Source organism: Streptomyces sparsogenes subsp. cuspidosporus (assembly GCF_039532705.1).
Classification (GTDB): Bacteria; Actinomycetota; Actinomycetes; order Streptomycetales; family Streptomycetaceae; genus Streptomyces; species Streptomyces sparsogenes.
Window position 1 is genome coordinate 1 of sequence record NZ_BAAASD010000036.1, and the last position, 24,736, is coordinate 24,736.

Below are 24,736 nucleotides of genomic sequence, written 5' to 3' on the forward strand. Positions count from 1 at the left end.
AGCCGCTGCGGCGGCGGGCGGCACCTCGCTGCGTTGTCGCAACGCCCGAGTACGCCCAGTACGAGGGCGATGCTCCGCCTTGCGAGGCTCCCCCAGCTACCGCTGGGAGGTGCCCCCTGCGCCAGACGCCGCTCGCGGCCGGACGCCCCCTTTGACGACAGACCCTAGCCACGCCCCGTACAGCGCCGCCCGTCCACCGCCCCCCTCCACACGGGAAGCCGATGACCCTCTTCGACCCCGCCCCGGCCCCCCGGCCCCGGCACATGTCACGGGACGCCCTCGAGACAGCGGGGCGCGCCCCGCGTCCCGGTGGCGTCAGCGACAGCTTCGTGCCCCGCGTCGACGAACGCGTCCTCGACGTCTTCGCCCGGGCCCGCGAACCCGACAACCCCCTGGAACTGCGCGACCTGTGGCTGGGCCGCGTCGAGGACGAACTGCGCGGCCACGCCCGGCACCCCGGGCTCGCCGAGCGATGGCGGGCCAGCCGCCCGCTGCGCCCGGTCCAGCCGGACGACGTGCTGCGCTCCCGGGCCACCGTCCGCTTCGTCAAGGAGCTGTTCAACTGGTACTTCCGCGACGACCTCTACGGCGAACTCAGGGACAGCGCCCGCTACATCCTCTCCAGCGGAGCGGTGGACGAGGAACGGTGGGGGCTGCCGCAGAGCCTCAAGGAATGCATCCGCTACGCCTTGGACCGCGACTGGTACGGCTACTCCGACTCGCGAGGGCGCCACCCCGCGCGAGAGGCGATCGCCGCGTACGAGAGCGCCCGCGTCGACAGCCTGCGGTACGGCCCGGAACACGTGGCCATGACCATGGGCGGGACCTTCGCGGTCAGCACCCTGGCGGACTTCGTGCTGCACGGCCGCCCACCCTCGGGCTCCCCCGCGCTGTGCGCGACCCCCAACTACCCGCCGCTGGTGGAGACGGTGGCCCGGCGGCACGGCGTCAGGCTGGTCCCGCTGGCGAGCGAGCACGGCCGGACCTCCGTCGAGCCGCTCATCGACGCCCTCACCCCCGACACCCCGCTGGTGCTGCTGCAGACCGTGGGCAACCCCACCGGCGCGGCCGTCACGGAGGAGGGGCTCGCCCGGCTGATCCGGGCGGCCTCGCCGTCCACGGTCATCGTGCTCGACGAGTGCCACGAGTGGCTGGGCACCTACGAGGAGCGGTCCGCCGCCCGCGGCGCGCCCCATGTGGTGCGCGTCTCCAGCCTCTCCAAGACCTGGTCGGCCCCGGGGCTGAAGGCCGGCTGGTTCCTCGCCGACCCGGCCTTCATCGCCGAGTACTACGAGTACGCGTCCTCGTCCTTCGGCGGGCCGCCCTCGTTCTTCTACACCGTCGTGGAAGTGCTGGCCCGCATGGAGCGGTGGCTCATCACCGGCGTGGAGGAACCCGGGCCGGCCGAGCTCAAGGAGTTCGAGGCATCCTACGGGCTCGGCCTCGACCGCCTGCGGCAGGCCTACCGGGCCTACCGCACGGACCGGCTGCGCCGGATCGAGGACCTCACGGCGCTGCGCGACGCGGCCACCGTCCGCCTCGCGGACATCTCCGCGCGCGTGCTGCCGCCGCGGTTCTCCATCAACACGGCCGTGGAGTTCCCCGACTGGGACGACTCCTACCGCTGCTTCCGCGACATCCTGCGGGAGACCGGGGTCTCCCTCTTCCCCGGCATCCTCACCTTCTGTTTCTCCGGCGCGGTGATGCGGGTGACCACCGCACGCCCGTGGGAGGAGCTGTCGCCCGCCATCGACAGGCTGGGCGCCCACCTCACCGCCACCGCCAGCCGCTGACGACGTCCCCGACGGAGGCCGAGACGCATGAGTACGTGGACGACACCGGGCGACGGACACAAACTGGTCCTCGGCATGGTGCACCTGGCACCCCTGCCCGGCACCCCCTTCCACGAGACCGGCACGTTCCCCCGCATCCTCGACACCGCGGTGGCCTCCGCGCGCGCCCTGTACGAGGGCGGCGCGGACGGATGCCTCATCCAGACCGTGGACCGGGTCTACAGCGTCGCCGACGAGTCCGACCCGGCCCGCACCGTGGCCATGGGCCTGATCGCGCGGGCCGTGGCGGAGGCCACGGGGGAGGGGTTCCGCGTCGGAGTGCAGCTGATGCGCAACGCCAACAAGGCCTCCCTCGCGGTGGCGCGGGTGGCCGGCGGCGACTTCATCCGGGCGGGCGCCCTGGTGGGACAGACCCTCACCGCCCACGGCATGGTGCGGGCCGACCCGCTGGAGGTGATGGCCTACCGCCGCTCCATCGGCGCCGAGGGCATCGGCATCGTCGCGGAGGTCGACTCCATGCACTTCACGTGGTTCGGCGGGGGGAAGACCACCGCGGAGGTGGCGCGCGCCGCCCGGGGCGTCGGGGCCGACGCGGTGTCGCTGTGCCACCCGGACGAGCGCACGGCACTGGAGATGATCGCGTCCGTCCGCGACGCGGCCCCCGGACTGCCGGTGATCCTGGCCGGCCACACCCACCACGACAACGCCGCGCGGCTGCTCGCCGCCGCGGACGGGGCGTTCGTGGGCACGTGTCTGGAGCGCGGCGGCTGGGGCGGCGCGATCGACGTCGACCGCGTCCGCGCCTACGTCGACATCGTGCGGGGAGTCGAGCGATGACCGTCCCCGCACCGGGCCCCGAGGTGATGCTGCGCCAGGCGGAGGCCCTCGCCGACGACCTCCGTACGCACGCCGGCGCGTTCGACGAGCAGGCGCGGGCGCTGCTGTCCGGGGCGCGCCCGGCGGAGATCGAGTCGGTGGTCATCGTGGGCGACGGCGACTCCTACCACGCCGCCCGCGCCGTCGAGATGGCCTTCGAGTCCCTGGCCGGGGTGGACTGCCGGCCGGTGAGCGCGCTGCCCTTCACCCACTACGCGCGCCCCGACGCGCCCCGCCCGGCCCACACCGTCCTCACCATCGCCGTCTCCGCCTCCGGCCGCACCCCGCTCGTCGTACGGTCGGCCGAGCGGGCCCGCCGCGCGGGGGCGACCGTCGTCGCCCTCACCGGCACCCCCGCGAGCCCGCTCACCGAGTCCGCCGACGCCGCCCTCCTGGTCGGCCTGCCCGGGCAGGAACCGTCGCCGGGCGTGCGCACCTACCAGGCCGGCGTGCTCGGTGCCCTGCTGATCGCGATTCGGCTGGGACAGGCGCGGGGACGGCTCGACCGGGACCGGGCCGACGCCCTGCGGGACGAACTCGTCGCACTCGCCGGGGCGGTGGAGGAGACCGTCCGCACCGTCGGCGGGCCGTGCCGTGAGGTCGCCGAGCGCGTCGCCGACGCCCCGGTGCTGACCGTGCTCGGCAGCGGGCCCTCCCACGGAACGGCCCTCTACAGCGCCGCCAAGGTGATCGAGACCTCGGGGGTGTTCGCCGCCGGGCAGGATCTGGAGGAGTGGTGTCACGTCGAGCGGTTCGCCCGCCCGACGGACATGCCGACCTTCGTGGTGGCGCCCCCCGGACACGCCCGCGACCACGCCCACCAGGTCATCCGACGGGCCGCCGGCCTGGGGCGGCGGGTCGTGGCCATCACCCCAGCGGACGACGACCGCGGCGCCGCCGAGGCCTGGGCCCGGCTTCCCGTACGGGGGAGTGTGCGCGAGGAGTTCTCCCCGCTGCTCTACCACCTGTACGCCGCCCCCCTCGCCTGTCATCTCGCCCACCGCCTCGGGCGGACGCCGTTCGCGGCGGGCAGGCCCGCGCCCGACAACCCCCACTGACATCGCACCACCGCCAACACCCCGCACCGCCAACACCTCGCACCGCCAACACCCCGCACCGACACCGATCGTGACCCGGAGGACGCCTTGAGCGACACGATGCACGGCCTGCCCACCCAGCAGGTCATCGAGGTTCTGACCGAGGAGCTGCACAGCCTCGCCCCCGCCGAACGCGAGGCCAAGGCGGTGGAACTGCTGGCGGTCCTCGGCCTCGCGAAGGCCGCCGGCGCCCCGCGCCCCGAGGAACCCGCCACCCGCCCCGCGCCCCTGCTGATCTGCGACTGGGCCGCCGACCTCGGCCTGGACGGCACCACCCAGCAACTCGGCATCGACGTCGCCCCCGGGCCCACCCGGGTGTCCAAGACCGCCGCTGCCACCGGACGCTCCCTGCTGTCGAGCGGTCAGATGGGCGCCGACATCCTGCACGTGCCCGCCGGGAGCGGCTTCGCCCCGCACACCCACCCCGGCGACCACCTGCTGTTCGTCCTGGCCGGAACCGGCACCATCGCCGTCGCCGGGGAGATCGTGGAGACCCGCCCCGGCCAGGTCTACATGGTCGAGGGCGCCGTCACCCACGCGGTCGGCGCGGTCACCGACCACATGATCCTCGCCGTGGGCGCCCCGCACCGGCACCTGGACAGCCCCGAACGGCAGAACCTCACCGCGTACACCGCGCTCCTGAGCGAACTGGGCCACATCACCTGTCGGCTCTGCGACATCCGGGCCTCCAGCGGCGAGGAGCTGGCGGCGAAGGGCTGCCCGCACTCTCCGCACCGGTTCGGGTGAGCCATGGCGCCGGACACCCCCACCGACTTCGACCGGGCCCACACCTACCAGGGCAGGCCCCTCACCGAGCGGCTGACGCCCTGGACGACGGTGCTCTCCCGTCTCGACCACCACGCCCGGGAGCGGCCGGACGCCCCGTTCCTCACCACACCGACGCCCGCGGGCGACACCGTCACCCTCTCCTACGGCCAGGCGGACGCGCTCAGCCGACGGCTGGCCGGATGGCTGCGCCGCGACCCGGCCGCCCCGCCCGGCCGCGCGGTGGCCCTGGCACCGGTCAACGACGCGGCATCCGTCCTGGCCGTCCTCGCGGTGGCGCGGGCCGGCCGCCCGCTGCTCATGCTCAACCCGCTCGACCCGGCCGGCCGCCGCCGGGAGCAGGCCGCGGCGGCCGGGGCCGACCTGGTCCTGCGGCCCGGCGCCGCCCCGGCGGACGCCCTCCCGGAGGCCGTCGCCCTGCCCGACCCGCACACCCTCCCCGACCCCACCGTGCCCGATGCGCACACCCTGCCCGGCCCGGACGACGACGCCTTCTTCTTCGCCACCTCCGGATCGACCGCCGCCGGCAAACTGGTCGCCCAGTCCCACTATGCCGCCGCGGTCAACGCGGAGGCGCTGCGCCGCCACCACGGGCTGCGCCCCGGGGACCGGGTGCTCGGCTGCCTGCCCATCCAGCACGTCAACGGCCTGCACTTCACCGTGCTCGGCGTCCTCGCCGCCGGCGCGCACGTCCTCCTCGCCCCCGGTTTCGACCCGCTGCGGTACCCGCGGCTGGTCGAGCGCTTCCGGCCGCGGATCGCGAGCGTCGTCCCCAGCATCCTGGAAGCCCTCGCCGAGACCTGGCGGCGACCCGAACCGCCCGCCGGCCTCGACTACTTCGTCTCCGCGGCGGCCCCCCTGACCGCGCGCACCGCCCGAGCCGTACGGGAGCGCACGGGCGTCCGGGTGCTCCAGGGCTACGGGCTCACCGAGACGGTGAACTTCTCCACGACCCTCCCCGCCGACCTGTCCGAGGACTCCTACCGCCGGCTGATGACGGACGCCGACATCCCGTCCATCGGCACCGCCCTGTACGGCAACGAGGTCGCGGTGCTGACCGCGGGCGGTGAGCGGGCGAAGCCGGGGGAGGAGGGCGAGATCTGTATGCGCGGGCACAATGTGATGACCCGCTACCAGGGCAACGAGCGGGCCACGGCCGAGGCCTTCGCCGGCGGCTGGTTCCACTCGCAGGACCTGGGCACGGAGGTTCTCGACCCCGACTCGGGACGGCGGTTCGTGGTCGTCACCGGCAGGGTGAAGAACATCGCCAAGGTGGGTGGCGAGGCCGTGTCCCTGGACGAGGTGGACCGCGTGCTCAGGGCGGTGCCCCAGCTGCGGGACGCCGCGTCCGTGGCGCTGCCGCACCGCTTCCTCGGCGAGGAGGTGGTGGCGGCCGTCGTACCGGTGCCCGGCGCCGACCCGCTGCCACCGGCGCACACCGCGCTGTCCCAGGCCTTCCGGCCCGCCTGCCGGCCCGCCCGGATCCTCGTCCTCGACGCGATCCCGAGAACCGCCACGGGAAAGGTGCTCCGCCGCGAACTCGCCGCGCGGATCACCGGCCTGTCCCAGCCTCCCGAAGCCGTCCCACCCACCAGGAGCGCCCAGTGAACGAGACGTCACCCGTCGCCGCCCGTGTCGTGCAGCTCTTCAGGGAGGACCTGCACATCGACGTGACCGACCGGGACACGGCGCTGATCGACACCGGCCTGCTCGACTCCGTGGGCTTCCTGCGCCTGTTCGAGGCCCTGGAGAAGACGTTCGGCATCGCCGTCACGGCCGAGGACCTCGCCCGGGACCGCTTCCGGTCGGTGAACGCCATCGCGGAGTTCGTACGCGCCAAGCAGTCCGGCGACGACACCCACCCCACCGCGGTCCTGACCGACCCCCGCACCGGCGCGGAGCGGCTGACCGTCGCCGTCGGCCGCGAAGGGGAGACCGGAGCGGCCGTGGCGGCGGCCCGCGCGGCCCAGCCCGGCTGGGCCGGCCTCACCCCCCGCGACCGGGCGAGGCGGCTGCTCCGGTTCGCGGACCTGATCGAGGAGAGGTCCGCCGAGTACGCGCGGGCCGAGCGGGCCGGCACCGGCAAGCCCGAGGCGGAGGCACACGGCGAGGTCGAGCACTGCGCCGACCTGCTGCGGTTCTACGCCGGGGCGCTGCGGGCCGACACCGCGCCGGCCGCCGGCCGGCGCATGGGCGGCCGGGAGAGCTGGGTGCGGTGGGAGCCCCTGGGCGTCGTCGCGGCGATCGTGCCCTGGAACTACCCCCTGATGATGGCGGCGTGGCGGATCGGCCCGGCCCTCGCCGCCGGCAACACCGTCGTCCTCAAGCCCGCGCTGACCACCCCGGACACCGCCCTGCTGCTGGCCCGGGACGCGGCCGGGACCCTGGGCCCCGACGTGTTGCTGACCGTGCCGGGCGACCGGGACACGGGCCGCCTGCTGGTCACCGAAGGCGTGGACGCGGTGGCGTTCACCGGCAGCGTGGCGGGCGGCCAGGACGTCGCCGCCCGGGCGGGACTGCGCCGGCTCAGCCTGGAACTCGGCGGCAACTGCCCGGCTCTGGTGCTGCCGGACGCCCCCGACGACACCTGCGAGGCGCTGGTGCGGGCCGTCACCTACAACGCCGGCCAGAGCTGCGCCGCCCCGGCCCGGGTGATCACCCTGCGGGAGAACCACGACCGGGTCGTCGAAGGGCTGGCCAAGGCGATGAGCGACCGGCGCGCCGGGGCCGACTTCGGACCGCTCAACAACGCCGACCAGGCGGCCCGCTACGACCGACTCCTCGCCAGCAGCTCCGCGGGCGTGGACCACGTGGCGGACCTCGCCCCGGCGCCGGGGGAGGAGGGCGGCCACTGGCGGCCCGGCCGTGTCCTGGCCGATCTCCCGCCCGACGACCCGGCGGTGGTCGACGAGGTGTTCGGGCCCGTGCTCACGGTGCAGCGGGCGGACGGCGTCGAGGAGGCCGTGGCGCTCGCCAACTCCGTGCCGCAGGCCCTCGCCGCGAGCGTCTGGGGCTCCCACACGGCCACCACGCTCGGCGTGGCCGGAGAGCTGAACGCCGGCGAGGTCTGGGTCAACTGCCATCTGGACCAGACCGCGGAGCTGCCCCACGGCGGCCGCGGCACCTCGGGACACGGCACGGACATGAGCGTGCTGGCGCTCACCGAGTACCAGCGTCCCAAGACCGTCACCGTACGCGTCGGCGAGCGCTGAGGGAGGGGCCACGATGTCCCGGGCCGAGACACCGCCCACCGATCCGCACCCCACCGGTCCCAACCCCGCCGGACCGCCCCCCTGGCGGTGGCTCACGGCCACCGACCCGGACGTGGTCCACGCGCTGCTGACCTCGTGCGACGCCCATCAGGCGGCCATGTCCGGCACGCCCGCCCCGGCGCGGCGACCGGAGACCACCCGGCGCCTGGTGGAGTCCGGCGCGGTGCACCTGCTCCACCACGCCACCGGGCCGGCCGGCATGTTCACCCTGACCGAGCGCCCGCCCACCGGCACGGACGAGACGGTGTTCCCGCCCGCCGAGCGGCCCCTGTACCTGCAGCGGCTGGCCGTCGCCCCCGCGTGGCTGACCGCCGGGGCGCTGGTCGGGGTGCGCTGCGTGCGCCGGGCCGTGGAGGTGGCGACCGACACGGGCGGCGACGTGCTGCGCGCCCAGGTCAACCCCGACCTGCGCGACACCTGCGCCCTGCTCGCCCTGCTGGGCTTCACCCCCTGCGGCCCCACCTTCGACGACGGGGCGGGCAGGCGCCACGCCCACCTCCACCGGCCCCTGCGCCCGGCCGCGGCCGACCCGGGAAAGGACTGACCGGCATGGCGGCGACCATACGACGCGAGACGGTCGGGACCACGGCCGGACACGCGGGCCAGGGACCGACCCGGGTGGACGCCTACACCCTGGACACCGGCGAGGGCCTGGCCATCACCGTGTGGACGTACGGTGCCGGCCTCGTCGAGGTGCTGGTGCCCGACCGCGAGGGACGCCCGGAGAACGTGGTGGTGAACCTCCCGGACCTGGCCGCCTACCAGGACCGGGCGCGCAACCCCTACGTCGGCTCCACCGTGGGCCGCTACTGCCGGTGCGTGGCGGGCGGCCGGCTGGTGCTCGACGGCGTCACGTACGAACTCGACCGCAACGACGGGCGGCACCACCTCCACGGCGGAGCCATCGGCTTCGACCGGTACGTGTGGCAGGCGAACCCCGAGCCGCGCGGCGACGCGGCGGCGCTGCGGCTGCGCCTGGACAGCCCGGACGGCGACCAGGGCTACCCCGGGGCGCTGTCCGCCGAGGTGGTCTACGAGGTGGCGCCCGGCGGCCGCCTGACCTTCGCGTACGAGGCCACCACCACGGCGAGCACCGTGGTGAGCCTGACCAACCACGCCTTCTGGAACCTGGCCGGGTCCGGCCCGATCGACGGCCACACGCTGGCGGTCAACTCCACCCGGACGACCCTCTTCGACGACCAGCTGATCCCGCTGCCCGGCCCCCCGGCCGACATCGCGGGCGGCCCGCTCGACTACTCCGGGCCCAGAACCGTCGGCGACCACGCGCTGGACAACTGCTTCGTCCTGGACGATCCGGCCTGGGCCGCCGAGCTCCACGACCCGGTGTCCGGGCGCACCATGCGCGTGGTCACGGACCAGCCCGGGCTCGGGGTCTACACGGCCGACGGCTTCACCGGGCGGCGCCGGTCGGGGATCTGCCTGGAGGCCGGGGCGCTGCCCGACGCGCCCAACCGCGCCGACTACCCGCCGGTCCGGCTCGACCCCGGCGAGGTCTACCGCCACCGGACCGTTCACCACTTCTCGGCCGGCTGACCTGGCGCGCGCCCGGCAGCGGCCTCCCAGCGGAAGGACCACCCATGGACCCCCTCATGACCTCCGTCGCCCAGGCGGTGCGGCGCCGAGCCGAGCCGGCGGTGCCGGAGGGCGAACTCGACCCGGACACCGAGCTGTCGGCCCTGGGGGTGACCTCGCTCGGCGTCGCCGGCCTCCTCGTCGACCTGGAGGAGACCTTCTCCCTGCGGTTCCCCGCGGACGCCGTCACCCCCGAGGTGTTCCGCACCGTCCGGACCCTCACCGACGCCGTCCGCCCCCTCGTCACAGCGCCGCACCGACAGGAACAGGAGCGGGCCGGAACCGATGCAGATTCATGACGACACCGTCCGGGTCGGCCTCCACTCGGGCCAGCAGTACCGCACCTTCCCCGAAGCCCTCGAACTGTGGCAGCGCGCGGAGGAACTCGGCTTCGACTGGGTCTCCCTCTTCGACCACTTCCGGCCACCCCTCGGCGGCCCCGCCGGACCGTGCTTCGAGGGGCTGACCCTGCTCTCCGCGCTGGCGGCACGGACCACCCGCATCCGCTGCGCCGTGCTCGTCTCGGCGGTGACCTGGCGCCATCCCGCGCTCGCCGCCGCCGCGGCGGCCACCGTCGACCACGTCTCCGGCGGCCGCCTGGAGTTCGGGATCGGCGCGGCCGGCCCCGACCTCGCCTACGAGCAGTACGGCATCCCCTTCCCGTCCGCCGGGACCCGGCTGGACATGCTGGACGAGGCCTGCCGCGTCATGCGCGGACTGTGGACCGGCGAGTCGAGCACCTTCGACGGCAAGCACTTCCGGCTCACGGACGCCCATCTGGAACCGAAGCCGCTCCAGCGCCGGCTGCCCCTGGTGATCGGTGGCGAGGGGAGGAAACGGACGCTGCGCGTCGTCGCCGAGCACGCCGACATCTGGAACACCCTCGCCGGCACCCCCGACGCCTACCGGGCCACGCTGAGCAGCCTCGAAGGCCACTGCGCCGCCGTGGGACGCGATCCGCGGGACATCCGCAAGTCGGTGACCTTCCGCGCGGTCCTCGGCGAGGACGCGCGGGAGGCCCGTGAGCGGGCCGAGGAACTGCGGCGGCGCATCGGGAACGACTCACCCGACTGGTCCGAGTACGTGGTCGTGGGGACCCCCGAGCAGTGCGTCGAGCGCCTGCGGCCCTATCTCGCCCTCGGCGTCCGGGACTTCCTGCTCGGCGCCCGCCCGCCGGTCGACTGGCGCAGCTGCGAACTCTTCGCCCGGCACGTCGCGCCCGCCCTCCGGGCCGGCTGACACCCCCGCACCTCCGCATCCCCCGTACAGGAAGGGCGAACATGGGCAGCTACTACTACAAGGACGGCTTCGCGCGCTTCTTCGACGGTCAGTACACAGGCTGGACGCACACCTTCTCGCCCCGGCTCGCCGACCACCTGGACCGGCGGCGGCTGCCGGAGCGCACGGTCCTCGACCTGTGCTGCGGCACGGGGGTGACCGTCTCCGTGCTGGCCGCCGCCGGATGGCGGGTCACCGGCGTCGACGGCTCCGCCGCCATGCTCGACATCGCGCGCAAGAAACTCGCCCCCGACATCGACAGCGGGGCGGTGACCCTCCTGGAGGCGGACGCCCGCGACTTCCGCCTCCCGCGCCCCGTGGCCGCCTGCGTCAGCCTGGACGGAGCCCTCAACCACCTCGAGTCCCCGGCCGAGCTGACGCGCTGCTTCACGTCCGTGCGCGAGGCGCTCGTCGAGGGCGGGGAGTTCGTGTTCGACCTGTTCACCGCCTCGCACTTCCGCCACTGGAACCACGTCACCCTGACCGACGGCCCCGACGCGGTCGTCGTCAAGCGCGGGGTCTGGGACGACGAGGCCAGGACCGGCATGCTGCGCGTCTCGGGCGCCCTGGGGTCGGGCCCCGCGTGCGTACGCGTGGACCAGACCCTGCGGAGCTGGGAGTACGACCCGGAAGAGGTGTCGCGGGCGCTCGCCGCCGCCGGACTCGTGTCCGTCGACCACGACTTCGAGCCCGAGTACCTCAACTGCGAGTCGGGCTCCTGCTCCCTGACCAGCGTCCCCTGCCGCACCCTGCACCGCGCGGTGAAACCCGGCGCCGCGTGAGCCGTGCCGGGTGAGCCGTTCCCCTCGGGTCCGCCCGGGCCCGAGGGGAAGCACCCGGCGGCGGCTCAGAGCGCGGCGCGCGCGGGCAGTTCGGCGTGCTCCGGAACCGGCCACTCCAGGGGCCCGGCCGCGGGGCCCCCGTCGGCGCGGCGCCCGTGCCCGCGGACCCGGACCGCCTCCCATCCCTCGGGCGGTTCCGGGCCGACGCGGTAGGCGATGTCCGGTTCACTCGCCCGGCGGGTGACCTCGCAGACCCGTACCTGCCCCTGGGGGGCGAGCGCCAGTAACCTCAGACATCGGTCCGCCACCTCGCCCATCACCCGGGGGGCGTCCGTCTCCCCGGGGCGGAGCAGCAGGTAGGCGTCCCCGGTGGCCACGGCCACATGGAGGCCCGCCGGCGCGGCGGGAGCCGCCGCTCCGGCGCCCCGGGCGGCGAGCCGGTCGCGTACGGCGAACGCCGCCCGCACCGCCCGGGCGGCGTCGTCCGGACCCGCCTCGGGGTGGCCGAACAGCAGGGAGAAGACGGACCCGGCCGCGTGTCCCATCGTCCCGCCGAACCGCTCGCCCTCCTCGCGGACGGCCCGCTCGGCCTCCCGCAGACCGTCCTGGATGGTCGAGGGGTCGTGCCCCGGCCCCTCCAGGGCGTAACGCACCCATACCAGGCTGATCCGGTTGCGCGTGGCCCGTCCCCGGACGGCGGTGAGTCCGGCACCGCCCGGGGCGGGGGCCCGCCGCGCCCCGTGGGCTCCGGGCAGGGTCGCCACCTCGATCAGCGCGGGACCGCACGGCGGGTCGAGCTCCGGTGCCTGTTCGAGGATCGCCCGCTCCAGCTTCCGCATCCCGGGGGTGGGTTCCAGGCCGTACCGTTCGAGCAGCTCGGCCCGGATGCGGCGGTAGGCGGCGAGGGCGTCGGTCTGCCGGCCGCAGCGGTACAGGGCCAGCATGAGCTGACAGCTCAGCCGCTCCCGCGTGGGCTCGGCGGCGGCGACCGCCTGGAGTTCGCCGAGGACCGCCTGGTGGCGGCCGCGGGCCAGCTCGGCCTCGAAGAGGTCCTCCAGGGCGTTCAGCCGGGCGTTCTCCCAGGCGGTCGGCTCGGGCCAGGAGAGGCCGCACTCCACGAGATCGGCCAGCGCGGAACCCCGCCACAGCCCCAGCGCCTCCCGCAGCACGCGGGCCGCCGAGTCGTATGAGCCCGCCGCCACCTCGGCGTGGCCGCGCTCCACCGCCTGCTGGAAGCGGAACAGGTCGATCGCCTCGGGGTCGACCCGCAGCCGGTAGCCGGGGGCGTCGGTCACCAGCGCCACCCGCCCGCCCGGGCCGCGGTCGCGCACCGGGCCCGAGGACAGCAGCCGGCGCAGCTCCCGCACGGCGTTCTGCAGCATCTTTCTCGCGGTCAGCGGGGTGTCGCCGGGCCACAGGGCGGCCAGCAGCCTGCTCGCGGACACCACGCTGTTGGCGTGGATGAGGAGATGGGCGAGCGCGCCCCGCTTGATCACTCCGCCCAGGGGCACCGCCGCCCCGTCCTCGGACACCTCCAGGGGCCCGAGCAAGTGGAACTCCACGGAACCTCACCTTCTGTCTGGATGCGCGTGTCCCCGTGTTAGCCCCGTGTCCCCCGTGCCCTCACCGAGAGCGTCGGTCATCGCGAGCCGCAGGAGTTGCATGCGATTGCTGACCCCTGCCTTGGCCCGGACGCGACGCATGTACGTGTCGACGGTGTGCGGGCTCAGGCCCAGCAGCCGCGCCGCGGAGGAGTAGGTGTGTCCCTCCAGGACACAGTCCAGCACCTCGCGTTCGCGGTCGCTGAGCGTCTCCAGCACACGACGGTCGAGTGGTCCCATGGTGGTGAGCGGCCTCTCTCCTGGCCTCGCGGTACGACGGGTCGAGGCGGTGACGCCGCCGGACGGCGTCACCGTCCCCCCTCGCGCACCGCCCCCGTGGCCGGTGATGACTTACCCGCGGCGTCCCCAGCCGGTGTCGTCGTCGCCAGGAGAGCCGAAGCCGGCCGTCCCCCCTGCGTCGTCGGCCAGGGAGACGGCCGGGGAGGACGCGGGCCGCGAGTCGGCGCCGGCCGTCCGCGCGGCCGCGCTCGGGAGGAGGAAGGCGAAGGCGAGGGCGAGAGCGGCGAGCGCGGTCACGGCGGCGGAAAGAACCGGCTTTTTCATGTCATGGCCTCCGGTGGATGCGATCGGATGCGGATGATGGGGGCGATCCGCCCTGGGCTGACGCCTCGATCATGGCTCGGGGCGCGGAGCGCGCACCACGCGCGCCGCCGCTCACCAACGTGCCGGACAGCAAGGCGAGGGGTGGCCATAACGGGATGAGAGATATTCATCCGGGAGTTTCCGCCCTCCCGGCCGCCCGCCCGGCGGGTCACGGGACCGCGCGGAGCACGAGCAGCAGCAGCGGGCAGGGGGCGCGGGCACCGGAAAGCGTGCAGCTGTGGCCCGCCGGGGCGTAGAAGACCTCCCCGGCGCACAGCCGCAGATCGATCCCCCGGCCCTCGCCGCCCGGCCGGCCCGGGCCCTCGACGTGGCAGCGCGCCCCGCCCTGGAGGAGGCAGACCAGGGTGTCGGCGCCGGGGTGTCGGAGGGCCAGTGCCCGCTCGGCGGGGAGCGTGTGCTCGAAGGCCTCGACGGCGTAGCCCATGCGGTGGCCCAGATCGGCGGCCAGCCGGCCGGCGCCGGTGCCGCGGGGCGCGGGGCGCGGGCCGGAGTCGGCCCGGCCGCCGTACGCGCCACGGGGGCCGCGGAGGCCACCGGGGCCACGGGGGCCACAAAGGTCGCGGGGTTCGCGGCGGGCATGGCGGCCATGGGGGTCCCGGAGGCGGGGGAGGACGGCGTGGGCGCGGTCGGGCCAGACCACGGCCGGTCCCCGGCCCTGGTACGTCGCCAGGCACAGCGCTATGTCGCGGAGGAAGAGTTCCCAGTCCGTCGCGGACACCGCTGCCCTCCGCTGTCGGGGTCGCTTCTCGCGGCCGACGCGGAAGCGCACCGCATCATCACCGGCCCGCCGCCCGGTCCGCCAGTCCCGTGTTCGCGGTCCCGTGTCCCCGGTCCCGCGTGCCCGGTCCCGGGGTCCCGGTCCCGCGAAGGCGTGACACCCGTGCCCGCTACCGGCCGGCCCCCCGCTCATCGGCGCCCGGCTCCTCGTCCTCCTGGTCCAGCAGACCGGCCCGGGCCGCGAGGACCCCCGCCTGGAACCGGCTCACCGCGCCGAGGGAGTCCATGATGTCGGCCACGTGCTTGCGGGTGGTGCGCAGCGACATCCCCAGCCTGCGGCCGATCGCCTCGTCCTTGTAGCCGGCCGCCAGCAGGCGCAGGATCGTTCCGTCCAGCTCCTTGGCCACCGCCTCCAGGCCGTCGGCGGCGGCGTCCGAGAAGGGCCTGGCGTGGGCCCAGGCGTTCTCGAAGACCGAGCGGAGGTAGCCCACGATGGACGGCTCCCGCACCACCACCGCCCCCAGGCCGTCGTCCTCCTCCGGGATGAACGCCAGGTCACGGTCGAAGACGATCAGCCGGCCGAACGGATCGTGGACGGTCCGGTACTCGGCGCCCAGCCCGGACAGCACGGCCACGTACGCCTGGCTCGGCGCGTTGAACCGGGCCGTGTGGTGGTAGAGGGTGCGCATCCGCACCCCCCGGGCGAGCAGCGCCGTGTCCCGGCTCATCGCCTCCTGCAGCACCTCCGGCGCCCGCCCGCCGCCGGGCTGGCTGCTCAGGACCTCCCCCCGGCACTCGTCGGAGGCACGGTTCAAGGCGGCGCGGACCTCGTCCAGATGTGGGATGATCTCGATGCTGTCGGAGGGCCGGCGCCGGCCGTCGAGGAAGTGCGCGCGCAGCCGGCCGAATTCGACACTGATCTGGTTCAGATGGCGCCGCTGTTCCTGAAGGGAGGCCCGGATCGGGGCGGCGAGGGCGGCGGCGGCCAGATCGGGGTCCACGGGCACCAGCAGCGCCGGATCCTTCGTATGGGCCCGCAGCAGGCCCAGCTCCAGCAGTCCGCCGACCGCCGAGTCGAGTTGTTCCTCCGATAAGTCCAGGTCGGGGACGGTACTCAGACGCTCTCTGGTGATCTGCTGGTACCTCAGGACGCAGTCGTAGACCGCCACTTCGTCCTCGCTGAGGTACGAGGGGCCGCGGGAGGCCGAGCGGAGGGGGAGGGTCACCGGAGCTCTCCTCCCATGCGTGCCGGGAGGTGGGCGGAGGGCCCCGGGAGGCGGGCCGCCGACAGAAGTGTGGCCAGGGCCGCGGTGTGAGTGTCGAAGGCCAGCTCGCTCGGCGTGTCGATCACCTGCCACCCCATGGTCTCGGGCATCGCCACCGCCTCGGGCAGCGTCCCGGCCTCGCGCACCGGCAGCAGGGCGAACACCTGGAGGGTGTCCCCCGTGGAGCGCACATCGAAAAGGGTGACCCCGTCCACCGCGGCCACCAGCCCCGTTTCCTCCCGCAGCTCCCGTACGGCGCCCTCCTGCCAGGTCTCGCCGACCTCCACATACCCCCCGGGAAGGGCCAGCAGCCCCCGGCCGGGCTCTATCCCCCTGCGCACCACGACCACACCGAGCCGGCCCGAGGCGGAGGCCACCGGCTGCAGGGCGACGGCCACGGGCAGCGGGTTTCGCCACTGGGTCTCGCCGCAGCCGGAGCAGTCCCTCGGCCAGCCGACCCCGTCGGCATAGGCGCTTCCACAGTACGGGCAGTGTGTGACGCGACGTCCGCGCGTATACCCCATTGCGGCTTTCACCTCTCGTTGGCGGCAGCACGCAAAGATACCGGACGGGCCTCCGCGCCGTTCTTCCCGGGGAGATTCAGTTCTTGTCGTCGATAGGCCGCTCGCGCATCATGTCTATCCTTCAAGTATGTGCCACCAGTAGCCTGTTGTTCCTGCCGTTAACAGTCGTGCTGGGAGGCTGAGAGCCTGTGATCGTGCTCGGTTACAACGGATTCAGCAGGGGCGCGGAGCTTTTCGGGCGTCTTTACGGGGCGACCGGTGTGGGCCGTAATCTTCTGGTGGGGCACGACGCCGCGGCGGCCCTGGTCGTCGATGGCGAGTTGGTCGCGGCGGTCGAGGAGGAGCGGCTGAGCCGGGTCAAGAAGACCTCCGACTTTCCGGTGAACGCGATCGAGTGGTGCCTGGAATCCGCAGGTGTGGGCCTTGACCAGGTGGACGTTTTCGCTTTCCCCTGGCGGTTTTCCCCGGCCGTGGCCGAGGAGATGATCACGCAGATATGCGACTCCGATCTGCCGGTCACCGCCAAGTTCGACGCTCTGCGCAGCACGGGTGAGCTCTATACCGATATGCTCAGCCGCGACGCGGTGTACAGCGATTTCGTCCAGCGCACCGGTTATGAGCCGGACCCCAACAAGCTGGTCCTGGTGCCCCACCATCTGGCCCATCTCATGTGCGGCGCCTATCTGGCCGGCGGGGGAGACGCGGCCTTCCTGGTGAGCGACGGCCGGGCCGAGACCCTGTCCTCGGTGATGGGCGAGGTGCGCGACGGCGTGGTCCGCCTGTTCGAGGACAGCGCCGTGCCCATGACCAGCTCGCTCGGCGTGGCCTACGGCAGGATCACCCGCTATCTGGGGTTCGTGCCCAACAACGACGAGTACAAGGTCATGGGCCTGGCCGCGTACGGCCCGCCGCCGCGCCACAACCCCCTGCTCGAACACGTGGTGCGGCTGCACGAGAACGGCACCTACACCATCTCCATCCCGCGCGACAAGGACGCCTACTACGCGCTGTTCGACAGCCTCTTCGACGGCGGCGGGGTCAAGCGCGAGGAGTTCGACTTCCGGGTCAAGGTGGCCGGAATGGCCCAGCACATGGTCGAGGCCATCACGGCCCATCAGCTGCGGACACTGACCGCGGCCTCCAGCCTGGACACCCTGCTCTTCGAGGGCGGCCTGGCGCTCAACTGCGTGGCCAACACCAAGATGCTGGAGCGGTCGTCGTTCACCGGCATGGAGGTCAGCTTCGGGGCCAGCGACCCGGGTGTCGCCATCGGCGCGGCCGTGTACACCGCCGGCCTCAGGAACCGCCCCGCCACCGCGGCCACCACCCCGTACCTGGGGCCCTCGTACGGCGAGCGGCAGGTCCTGGACGCGCTGAAGGAGTACGCGGACCGCGTCGAGTGGCAGGAGGAGCCCGACGCCGCCTCGGTCGCCGACCGGACGGCGGAGCTGCTGGCGGGGAAGAACGTGGTGGGCTGGTTCCAGGGCCGCGCCGAGTTCGGGCCGCGCGCCCTGGGGAACCGCAGCATCCTCGCCAACCCGTCCTTCCCCGACATCAAGGACATCATCAATCTGAGGGTGAAGCACCGGGAGCCGTTCCGGCCGTTCGCGCCGGTCGTCCTCGAGTCCGAGGCGCCGCGCGTCTTCGAGATGGGCAAGAAGACCTCGTCGCCCTATATGACGTTCGTCTTCCCGGTGCGGAAGGAGTACCGGGAGCGGATCCCCGGTGCCTGCCACGTGGACGGCACGGCGCGGGTCCAGACGGTCGACGAGCGGCAGAACCCCGCGCTCGCGGAGCTGCTGCGGGTCTTCACGGCGCGGACGGAGGTGCCCTGCCTCCTCAACACCTCTTTCAACGTGGCCGGGGAGCCCATCGTCTGCTCCCCGCGGGACGCGCTGGACTGCTTCCTCGCCACCGAGATCGACTACCTCGTCATCGACCGGTACGTGGTCACCAAGAAGGGCCGCTGAGTCTCCGGCCCGCGGGTCGCACCCGCCCCGCGGGCCGGTTCGCTAGCGGAGCCCGAGGGGTTCGTTCGGCCCGCCCTTCGCCTCGATCGTCAGATACGACAGCACCTCGTCGCCGATGTTCTTCAGGTCGTGGAGGTGGTAGCGGTCCGCGGCGGCGTCGAAGTGCCGGGTCTGCCCGCGGACGAAGGAGATCTCCCGGGTGCTGCCGTCGCTGTTGTGCTGGCGGGCCCGGCCGTCGGTGAGCGCGATCCAGTGGTATTCCAGCACATGCCGGTGGACGGGGAGGCGCTCTCCCGGCTGGAGGTGGGTCTCCCAGATGCGCAGCGCGTCGGTCTCCTTCAGCAGGGTCACACCGACGCGCCCGTTGTGCTCGTTGGTGGCGAATTCCTCCTTCAGAGGAGGGCTCCAGCGGTCGAATCCCTCGGCGACGACGGTGGAGGCCAGAGGGAGATCGGAGCGAGAACCATTGCCCACGAACCGGATCCTTTCCGTTGGGGTCTTTTCGCTGGGGTCTTCTCGTCGGGGTCTTTCCGCCTGGGTCACAGGGCGGCGGAGAGTGCTTCGAGCAGCGCGGTGTTGGCGCGCCGGTCGCCGATGGTGATGCGGCAGGTGTCGGGGATGAGGCGCCCGACGTCGGCGACGAGAATCCCGGCGGCGGCCAGCTGCTCCGTCACGCGCTCGTGCTTGTGCAGCCGGACCAGCAGGAAGTTGGTCTCCGAGGGGAACACCCGGGCCACCGCCGGGTGGTCGGCCAGGAGGCGCGCCATGCGATCGCGCTCGGCGCGGATGCGCCGGATGGCGGCGAGCACCCGCCGGGAGTGGGTCAGCCGGTCCCGTACGGCGCGCTGTGACGCGTTGGTGAACCCGAAGGGCACCTGCACCCGCCGCAGCGCGTCGGTGATCCCCGGTTGGGCGAGGACGATCCCGCAGCGCGCGCCCGCGAGCCCCCACGCCTTCGAGAGCGTCCTGAGCACGATGAGGTTGTCGTGGTGTGCGACCCACCCGGCGTACGAGGGCTTCTCGCTGAACTCGACATAGGCCTCGTCGATCACCACAAGACCGCGGCTCTCGGCCACCAGGGTCCGCACCTGGGCCGGATCGAGCCTCGTGCCCACGGGGTTGTTCGGGTCGCACAGGAAGGTCACCCGCGGATCGGCCGCCAGGATCGCCTCCGTGTCCAGCCGGGACAGGTCGTCGCCGCGCAGCGGCACCTCGGTGACGGGCAGCCGCAGCACCCGGGCGAAGTGGTCGTACAGCGGAAAGGTGGGGGGTGTGACGCAGACCCCCTCGCCCGGCGAGGCCAGCGCCGCCAGCAGGAGCAGGACGCCGTCGACCGCCCCGCTGGTGAACAGCAGGTGGTCCGCGCCCAACGCGCCGACGCCGTCGTGGCCGGGCAGCTTCGCGAGGGTGGCCAGATAGATCCGGGCCAGCTCCGCCGTGTCCAGCTCGGGATAGTGACCGTCGGCGCCCAGGAACGGATTGGTGTTGCTCGACAGGTCGATCTGGTCGAACCGCGGCACATGGCGGAACCGGGCCGGGCCCGGGACCGGCACGGTCGTGACGGGGGGTGCCGCGAACTCCGACAGCGCCGGCTCCCGTTCCTCCTCCCGGGAGGGTGTGCGGCCGGGGGCCCGCAGCCAGTGGTCCAGGGGGACGAACAGGTCGGCGCCGAGGCGCCGCATGCGGGAGGCGTCCCCCCGGCCGAGGTGGACCCAGTCCAGGCCGGAGCGCCGGGCGTGGAGGTACAGCCGGTACAGGGACGCCACGAAGAGGTTGTGCCGCGCGGCGGGGTCGCCGTGGTCGACGGCCTGCGTGAGGACGTACACCCCCCGCCCGTTGTGCGAGGTGGTGAGGAGCCCGGCCTGGACCACGGCCTTCCCTCTGCGGCGCACGAACATCTCGGTGCGGTCCGCCAACGGGCCGTGCGCCAGGGCGTCGAGGGCGTCGGCGTTGTACAGGCTGTCCCGGCCGCCGTGGCGCTCGGCCTGGCGCCGGTGCAGCTCCACGAAGGCGTCCCGCGCCCACGGCGCCCCGTCGAGCCCGCCCAGCGGGATCCGCTCCCAGCCGACCTCACGGGAGACCGCGCGGTGGCGGCGGCGCAGATCGAGGAGTTGCCCGGCACCGACGCGGTTGCGCAGCACCTCGTCCACCTCGCCGGTCAGCCGGACGACACACTCGCTCCCGGCCGCGACGGGCACCAGGCCGGCCGCCCGCAGCGCGGTGGTGTCCTCGCCGCGGCGCACATGGGGCACGAGGATCTGGGGCACGTCCAGCGCCGCCGCGCGGCGGACCAGCTCCTCGACGGCGTGGGCGGTGGGCGCGGGGCTGCTCGGGTGGTACTGGGACCCGCCGCCGACCAGGGTGGGGCGCTCGAGCACCGCGGCGTCGGCACCGGTGAACGCCTCGGCGGTTTCGCCCAGCCGCGTCAGGGAGCACACCGGCGCACGGGACCCGAGGGCAGCGCACAGCACGTCCTGAAGCGCGTCGATGTCGGCGGACCTGCGCATGCTCGATCTCCACTCTCTCGGGTCGCTTCTCTCGGGTCACTGGAAAGGGCCGGCCGGGTACGCGTCGGCGTACGCCCCGATCCGCTCGCGGTACTCCTCGAACAGCTCGGCCAGGGTGCGGGCGATCCCGGGCTTCCAGTCCACCGAGCAGTCGCCGATCAGGGCGCGCCGGGCGGTGTGGTCGAAGATCGCCGTCTCCCGGCTGAAGTCGCCGCGGTCCAGTCGGACCGGCACCCCGGTGAGCGCCGACATGTACTCCAGCAGGTCGGTCATGCCGACCTCCTCGTCGCCGCCCCAGTTCACGACCCGCGCGGGCACCCCCGCCCCGTCCCACAGCAGCGGCACCTGGCGCACGACGTCGTCGGTGTGCAGCAGGTTGCAGTAGTTCTGACCCTCGCGGGGCACCGCGCAGGCCTGTCCGTCGCGCATCTGCCGGAACAGGATCATGGGCACGCCGCCGTGACCGTACGGGCCGTAGGCGATGTTGAGGCGGGCGATCACGGTGGGCAGCGCGAGCGTCTCGGCCAGGCCGCGCGCCACCCCCTCGGCGGTGATCTTGGCGATCGGGTACGTCGGCAGCCACGGCGCCGCCCCGCCCAGGGGGTCGCTCTCCCGGTACCGATGGTTCCGGTCGGCCCGGTGGTAGACCACCCCGGACGACACGTACAGAAACGCCTCGGCGGCGGAGCAGTGGGTCATCAGCCGCGCGGTGGAGACCGCGTTGACGCGCGCGGTCTCCTGGAAGTCCTTTCCGTCGCCCCGGTGCACCGCCGAGTGCAGCACATGGGTGAAGTCGCGCGGCAGGCCCGCCAGGTCGTCGGTGGCCATGTCCCACCGGGCCGTGCGGGCGCCCGCCTCCTCCAGGGCCTCGCGGGCGGCCGGGTCGCCGAACCGGCCCAGGCACCACACCTCGTTGTCCGCGGCGAGCGCCTCGGCGACGGGCCTCGCGACCTGCCCGGTGCCACCCGTGACGAGAATCTTCTTCCCCCGCATGGTCAGCGGCCTCCGGTGGTGTCGGCGGTCGTCCCGGCGGTCGCGTCGGCCCGTTCCCGTTCCCCGTCGAGCGAGCGGGCCAGCTCCCGCCGCAGGGTCGCCTGGAAGGTCCGCACGTGCTGCGGGCTCATCAGGGTGTAGTGCTCCCCGTCGACCTCGATATAGGTGTTGGGTTCGCGGGTGAAGGTGTCCCAGTGGCGCAGCTGGTCGTTCAGCCACTCCTCCTTGGTGCCGCGCAGCGGGGTGCAGTAGAAGACCTTCACCCGCTCGACCGACCCCGACGGTTCGTAGTCGCGGCCCAGGTGCACCATGCTCTGGGCCAGGTCGACCCAGGCGGTGAACTGCTCCAGGGTGAGGTCCAGTTCGGTCAGCCGCCGCTTCGGCGCGTGATCGATCAGATAGGCCAGCTGGTCGGCCTCGGGCAGCGGGCGGAGGGTGGAGGTCAGCTCCCCGATGTCGGCGGCGTCGATCAGCTCGAGGAACAGCGCCAGGTTGATCGCGCCGTCGGTGAAGGTGATCTCGTTCATGCGGCCGGAGATCCGCGGAGGCAGATTGAAGACCCCCACGAACTCGACCGCCTCGCCGTCGGCCTCCAGCCGCTTGGCGATCTCGAACGCCACCGCCGCGCCGTAGGAGTACCCGGCGACGGCGTAGGGGCCGCTGGGCTGTGTCCGCCGGATCGCGTCCACATAGGTGGAGACCATCTCGGCGAACGACCCGAAGTGGGTCTCGCCCCGCCCGAAGCCACGCGCCCGCAGCGCGTAGAACGGCCGCTCGCCGGTGAAGTACTGGGCGAGGTTGACGAACACCAGCACCTCGCCCAGGCCGGGGTGGACGCAGAACAGCGGCGTCCCGTCCCCGGTGACCTGCAGCGGCACCAGCGGGTCGTAGGCAAAGTCCCCTCCGGCGCCCCGCCCGGCCCGCAGCCGGCGGGCCAGCGCGCGCACGCTGGGGGCCTGGAGGAGCGTCGACATCGGCACGTCCTCGATGCCGAACCCGGTCTGGATCTCCAGCTTGAGCCGCAGCACGTCCAGCGAGGTGCCGCCCAGATCGAAGAAGCTGGCGGTCGCCGGCACCCTCTCGGTGTTCAGCACGCGGGCGTACAGGCCGGCCAGCGCGATCTCGTCGTCGCCCTCCGGCGCCACGTAGCCGCCGAGGAAGCGGGTGCTCACCTCCTCCGCCCGGCGGGCCGCCCCGTCGAGGGCCCCGGCCTCGACAGCCGAGCGCAGCCTCGACCGCTGCACCTTCCCGAGGTTGCCGCGGGGGATCTCGGCCTCGGCGACGGGGAGGATCAGCTGGGGCCGGAACCCCCAGTGCATCACCGTGGAGCTGCGGATCGCCACCAGGGTCCGGTACACGGCCGTGTCGTCGGCGGGATCGCCCGCCGGGACGAAGGCCACGGCGAGCTGTTCGGAGTCGGCCCCCTCCGGCCGGATGGGGAAGGCCGCGACCTGTCCGCGCCTGACCCCGTCCAGCTCGTCCAGGACCGCTTCCAGGTCGTGGCTGTAGTAGTTGACGCCGTTGACGATGATGGAGTCCTTGGTGCGGCCGACCAGCGTCAGCCGGCCCCCGGAGTCGAGACGGCCCAGGTCGCCGGTGCGGAACCAGCCGTCGGGGGTGAACGCCTCCGCGGTGGCCCGCTCATTGGCGAAGTACCCGCCGGTGACCATCGGGCCGCGCAGCTGCACCTCGCCCGACTCGGCCGACCCCGGCCGGTCCGTGGAGGCCAGCACCGTGCCGTCGCCTCCGGTGATACGGATCCGCAGCCCTTCCACGGGGTGGCCCAGCGGAGGGAACTCCGTGTCCAGGTCACGGGCCGCGAAGTCACGGTTGAAGATCGAGCCCGCGCAGGTCTCGGTCATCCCGAACGCCGGCACGATCACGTCGTCCCGCAGTCCGTAGCGGGAGAGGGCGTCCAGGAACGCCCGTACGGTGGCGGTCACGGTGGCCTCGCCGCCGGAGATGATGTGCCGCACCCCCGACAGATCCACCTCCTCGCGCGGGAGGGGGCGCTGCGCGAGCGCCTGATTGATCTGCCCGAACAGGAAGTTGGGGGTGAAGGTCACGCGCACCCGGTGCGCCGCGACCAGCCTGAGGAACTCCACGGGATCCGCCAGCACCGTGGCCGGAACCGTCATGACCTGGTCGGCGCCGTTGAACATGGGCAGCAGATGCGCCTCGATCGCTGCGATGTGATCGACCGAGATCCAGTTCAAGGAGGTGTCCTCGGGCCCCAGGCCCAGCGCCCCCGACTTCCCGGCCTGCGCCGCCAGCAGGTTGGCGTGGGTGAGCCTGACCGCCTTGCTCGACCCGGTGGACCCGGAGGTGAGCATCAGCAGGGCGAGATCGTCCGGGGCGGGCGCGTGGAGCCGCCCGTCCTCGGGCGAGGCGTGCCCCAGCTCCTCCACCGTCACGGTCCGCAGCCCGACGTCGGGCAGGTCTCCGTGAGCCGCCTTGGAGACCACCACCAGCGGTTCTCCCAGCAGCACCCGCAGGTGCTCCAGCTGCGCACGCCCCTGCGAGGGGTCGGCCGACGGTGCGATCGGGCACGGCACGACACCGGCGAGCACACACCCCCAGAAGGCGCGGAAGAAGTTCTCCGGATCGTTGACCGCGATCAGCACGCGGTCGCCGGGGGCGGCGCCGTTGCCGCGCAGCCCCTGGGAAATCCGGCGGGCGCACTCCCTTAACTCCGCGTAGGACAGGTACGAGCCGCCGATGAATGTGATTCCTCGCGAGGTGTCGCGAGCCGCGCGCTCCAGCAGCTGCGGGAGCGTCGAGGCACGAAGTGGATCCGGCATCGGATGAAGTCCTCCGAGAGAAACGGGCGGAAAACAGTGATGAGCGGACGCTTGACGGGAAGGGGAGGTGGGCTGGAGAAAGCGCACCGGGGCCGGCCCGCATGACGGAGGTGAGTACGTCGGGGCTCTCGACGGCGGGCGCGCGATTTCGTCGATCGATTGCCGGGGCTTCAGCCCATCCCGATCGGCGGCAACACGGAAGTCGCGCTCGAAATCCTTGCGGCGGGGCAAAACGCCCGCTTTGTTCCGGTCACAAT

At 73.4% G+C, this 24,736-nt stretch carries 22 protein-coding genes; 12 read left to right on the top strand and 10 right to left on the bottom strand.

Going from position 1 to position 24,736, the window contains the following annotated elements:
- Positions 1 to 221 precede the first annotated feature (221 nt).
- From ABFY07_RS31455 to ABFY07_RS31505, 11 genes are all read left to right on the top strand, one after another.
- Positions 222 to 1,793 (top strand): pyridoxal phosphate-dependent aminotransferase, encoded by a 1,572-nt coding sequence (locus tag ABFY07_RS31455; protein ID WP_346177748.1) that lies wholly within the window; start codon positions 222 to 224, stop codon positions 1,791 to 1,793.
- A gap of 27 nt (positions 1,794 to 1,820) precedes the next feature.
- A complete protein-coding gene (locus ABFY07_RS31460; RefSeq protein WP_346177749.1) occupies positions 1,821 to 2,630 on the top strand; it encodes a BtpA/SgcQ family protein in 810 nt (269 codons plus the stop codon).
- Complete coding sequence (locus ABFY07_RS31465; protein WP_346177750.1) at positions 2,627 to 3,727, top strand: SIS domain-containing protein; 1,101 nt, start codon at positions 2,627 to 2,629, stop codon at positions 3,725 to 3,727. Before ABFY07_RS31460 ends, ABFY07_RS31465 begins: the two co-directional genes overlap by 4 nt.
- Before the next feature lie 87 nt (positions 3,728 to 3,814).
- On the top strand, positions 3,815 to 4,513 hold the full coding sequence (locus ABFY07_RS31470) for a cupin domain-containing protein (RefSeq protein WP_346177751.1): 699 nt from the start codon (positions 3,815 to 3,817) through the stop codon (positions 4,511 to 4,513).
- A 3-nt stretch (positions 4,514 to 4,516) separates the two neighbouring features.
- Complete coding sequence (locus tag ABFY07_RS31475) at positions 4,517 to 6,160, top strand: class I adenylate-forming enzyme family protein (RefSeq protein WP_346177752.1); 1,644 nt, start codon at positions 4,517 to 4,519, stop codon at positions 6,158 to 6,160.
- Positions 6,157 to 7,764 (top strand): aldehyde dehydrogenase family protein, encoded by a 1,608-nt coding sequence (locus tag ABFY07_RS31480; RefSeq protein WP_346177753.1) that lies wholly within the window; start codon positions 6,157 to 6,159, stop codon positions 7,762 to 7,764. The genes ABFY07_RS31475 and ABFY07_RS31480 overlap by 4 nt, the downstream gene beginning before the upstream one ends.
- Positions 7,765 to 7,777: 13 nt before the next feature.
- Positions 7,778 to 8,368, top strand: coding sequence for a GNAT family N-acetyltransferase (locus tag ABFY07_RS31485; protein ID WP_346177754.1), 591 nt, complete (start codon positions 7,778 to 7,780; stop codon positions 8,366 to 8,368).
- A 5-nt stretch (positions 8,369 to 8,373) separates the two neighbouring features.
- Complete coding sequence (locus tag ABFY07_RS31490) at positions 8,374 to 9,378, top strand: aldose epimerase family protein (RefSeq protein WP_346177755.1); 1,005 nt, start codon at positions 8,374 to 8,376, stop codon at positions 9,376 to 9,378.
- 44 nt (positions 9,379 to 9,422) lie between these two features.
- Positions 9,423 to 9,716, top strand: coding sequence for an acyl carrier protein (locus ABFY07_RS31495; protein ID WP_346177756.1), 294 nt, complete (start codon positions 9,423 to 9,425; stop codon positions 9,714 to 9,716).
- Positions 9,703 to 10,656, top strand: coding sequence for a TIGR03560 family F420-dependent LLM class oxidoreductase (locus ABFY07_RS31500; protein ID WP_346177757.1), 954 nt, complete (start codon positions 9,703 to 9,705; stop codon positions 10,654 to 10,656). The genes ABFY07_RS31495 and ABFY07_RS31500 overlap by 14 nt, the downstream gene beginning before the upstream one ends.
- Before the next feature lie 41 nt (positions 10,657 to 10,697).
- A complete protein-coding gene (locus tag ABFY07_RS31505) occupies positions 10,698 to 11,477 on the top strand; it encodes a class I SAM-dependent DNA methyltransferase (protein WP_346177758.1) in 780 nt (259 codons plus the stop codon).
- A 65-nt stretch (positions 11,478 to 11,542) separates the two neighbouring features.
- On the opposite strand, the gene ABFY07_RS31510 is transcribed toward ABFY07_RS31505, so the two are convergent.
- The 6 genes from ABFY07_RS31510 to ABFY07_RS31535 all read right to left on the bottom strand — a co-directional run bounded on the left by ABFY07_RS31510 (position 11,543) and on the right by ABFY07_RS31535 (position 16,082).
- Positions 11,543 to 13,039: an AfsR/SARP family transcriptional regulator gene (locus tag ABFY07_RS31510; protein ID WP_346177759.1), complete on the bottom strand. Its 1,497-nt coding sequence runs from the start codon at positions 13,037 to 13,039 to the stop codon at positions 11,543 to 11,545.
- 6 nt (positions 13,040 to 13,045) lie between these two features.
- The gene (locus ABFY07_RS31515) at positions 13,046 to 13,318 is read right to left on the bottom strand and encodes a helix-turn-helix domain-containing protein (protein WP_346177760.1); all 273 of its coding nucleotides are present in this window, start codon (positions 13,316 to 13,318) and stop codon (positions 13,046 to 13,048) included.
- Positions 13,319 to 13,429: 111 nt separating this feature from the next.
- On the bottom strand, positions 13,430 to 13,642 hold the full coding sequence (locus ABFY07_RS31520; protein WP_346177761.1) for a hypothetical protein: 213 nt from the start codon (positions 13,640 to 13,642) through the stop codon (positions 13,430 to 13,432).
- Positions 13,643 to 13,850: 208 nt separating this feature from the next.
- Complete coding sequence (locus ABFY07_RS31525; protein WP_346177762.1) at positions 13,851 to 14,420, bottom strand: hypothetical protein; 570 nt, start codon at positions 14,418 to 14,420, stop codon at positions 13,851 to 13,853.
- A 169-nt stretch (positions 14,421 to 14,589) separates the two neighbouring features.
- A complete protein-coding gene (locus ABFY07_RS31530; protein ID WP_346177763.1) occupies positions 14,590 to 15,645 on the bottom strand; it encodes a helix-turn-helix transcriptional regulator in 1,056 nt (351 codons plus the stop codon).
- Positions 15,642 to 16,082: an NUDIX domain-containing protein gene (locus tag ABFY07_RS31535; RefSeq protein WP_346177764.1), complete on the bottom strand. Its 441-nt coding sequence runs from the start codon at positions 16,080 to 16,082 to the stop codon at positions 15,642 to 15,644. The genes ABFY07_RS31530 and ABFY07_RS31535 overlap by 4 nt, the downstream gene beginning before the upstream one ends.
- A 314-nt stretch (positions 16,083 to 16,396) precedes the next feature.
- On the opposite strand from ABFY07_RS31535, the gene ABFY07_RS31540 reads away from it, so the two are divergent.
- On the top strand, positions 16,397 to 18,178 hold the full coding sequence (locus ABFY07_RS31540) for a carbamoyltransferase family protein (protein ID WP_346177765.1): 1,782 nt from the start codon (positions 16,397 to 16,399) through the stop codon (positions 18,176 to 18,178).
- Between the two features lie 42 nt (positions 18,179 to 18,220).
- Here the strand turns inward: ABFY07_RS31540 and ABFY07_RS31545 are convergent, their stop codons facing one another.
- From ABFY07_RS31545 to ABFY07_RS31560, 4 genes are all read right to left on the bottom strand, one after another.
- The gene (locus ABFY07_RS31545) at positions 18,221 to 18,652 is read right to left on the bottom strand and encodes a cupin domain-containing protein (RefSeq protein WP_346177766.1); all 432 of its coding nucleotides are present in this window, start codon (positions 18,650 to 18,652) and stop codon (positions 18,221 to 18,223) included.
- A gap of 65 nt (positions 18,653 to 18,717) precedes the next feature.
- The gene (locus ABFY07_RS31550) at positions 18,718 to 20,685 is read right to left on the bottom strand and encodes an aminotransferase class I/II-fold pyridoxal phosphate-dependent enzyme (RefSeq protein WP_346177767.1); all 1,968 of its coding nucleotides are present in this window, start codon (positions 20,683 to 20,685) and stop codon (positions 18,718 to 18,720) included.
- 36 nt (positions 20,686 to 20,721) lie between these two features.
- Positions 20,722 to 21,678, bottom strand: coding sequence for an NAD-dependent epimerase/dehydratase family protein (locus tag ABFY07_RS31555; protein WP_346177768.1), 957 nt, complete (start codon positions 21,676 to 21,678; stop codon positions 20,722 to 20,724).
- A 2-nt stretch (positions 21,679 to 21,680) separates the two neighbouring features.
- Positions 21,681 to 24,479 (bottom strand): alpha/beta fold hydrolase, encoded by a 2,799-nt coding sequence (locus ABFY07_RS31560; protein WP_346177769.1) that lies wholly within the window; start codon positions 24,477 to 24,479, stop codon positions 21,681 to 21,683.
- Positions 24,480 to 24,736 lie beyond the last annotated feature (257 nt).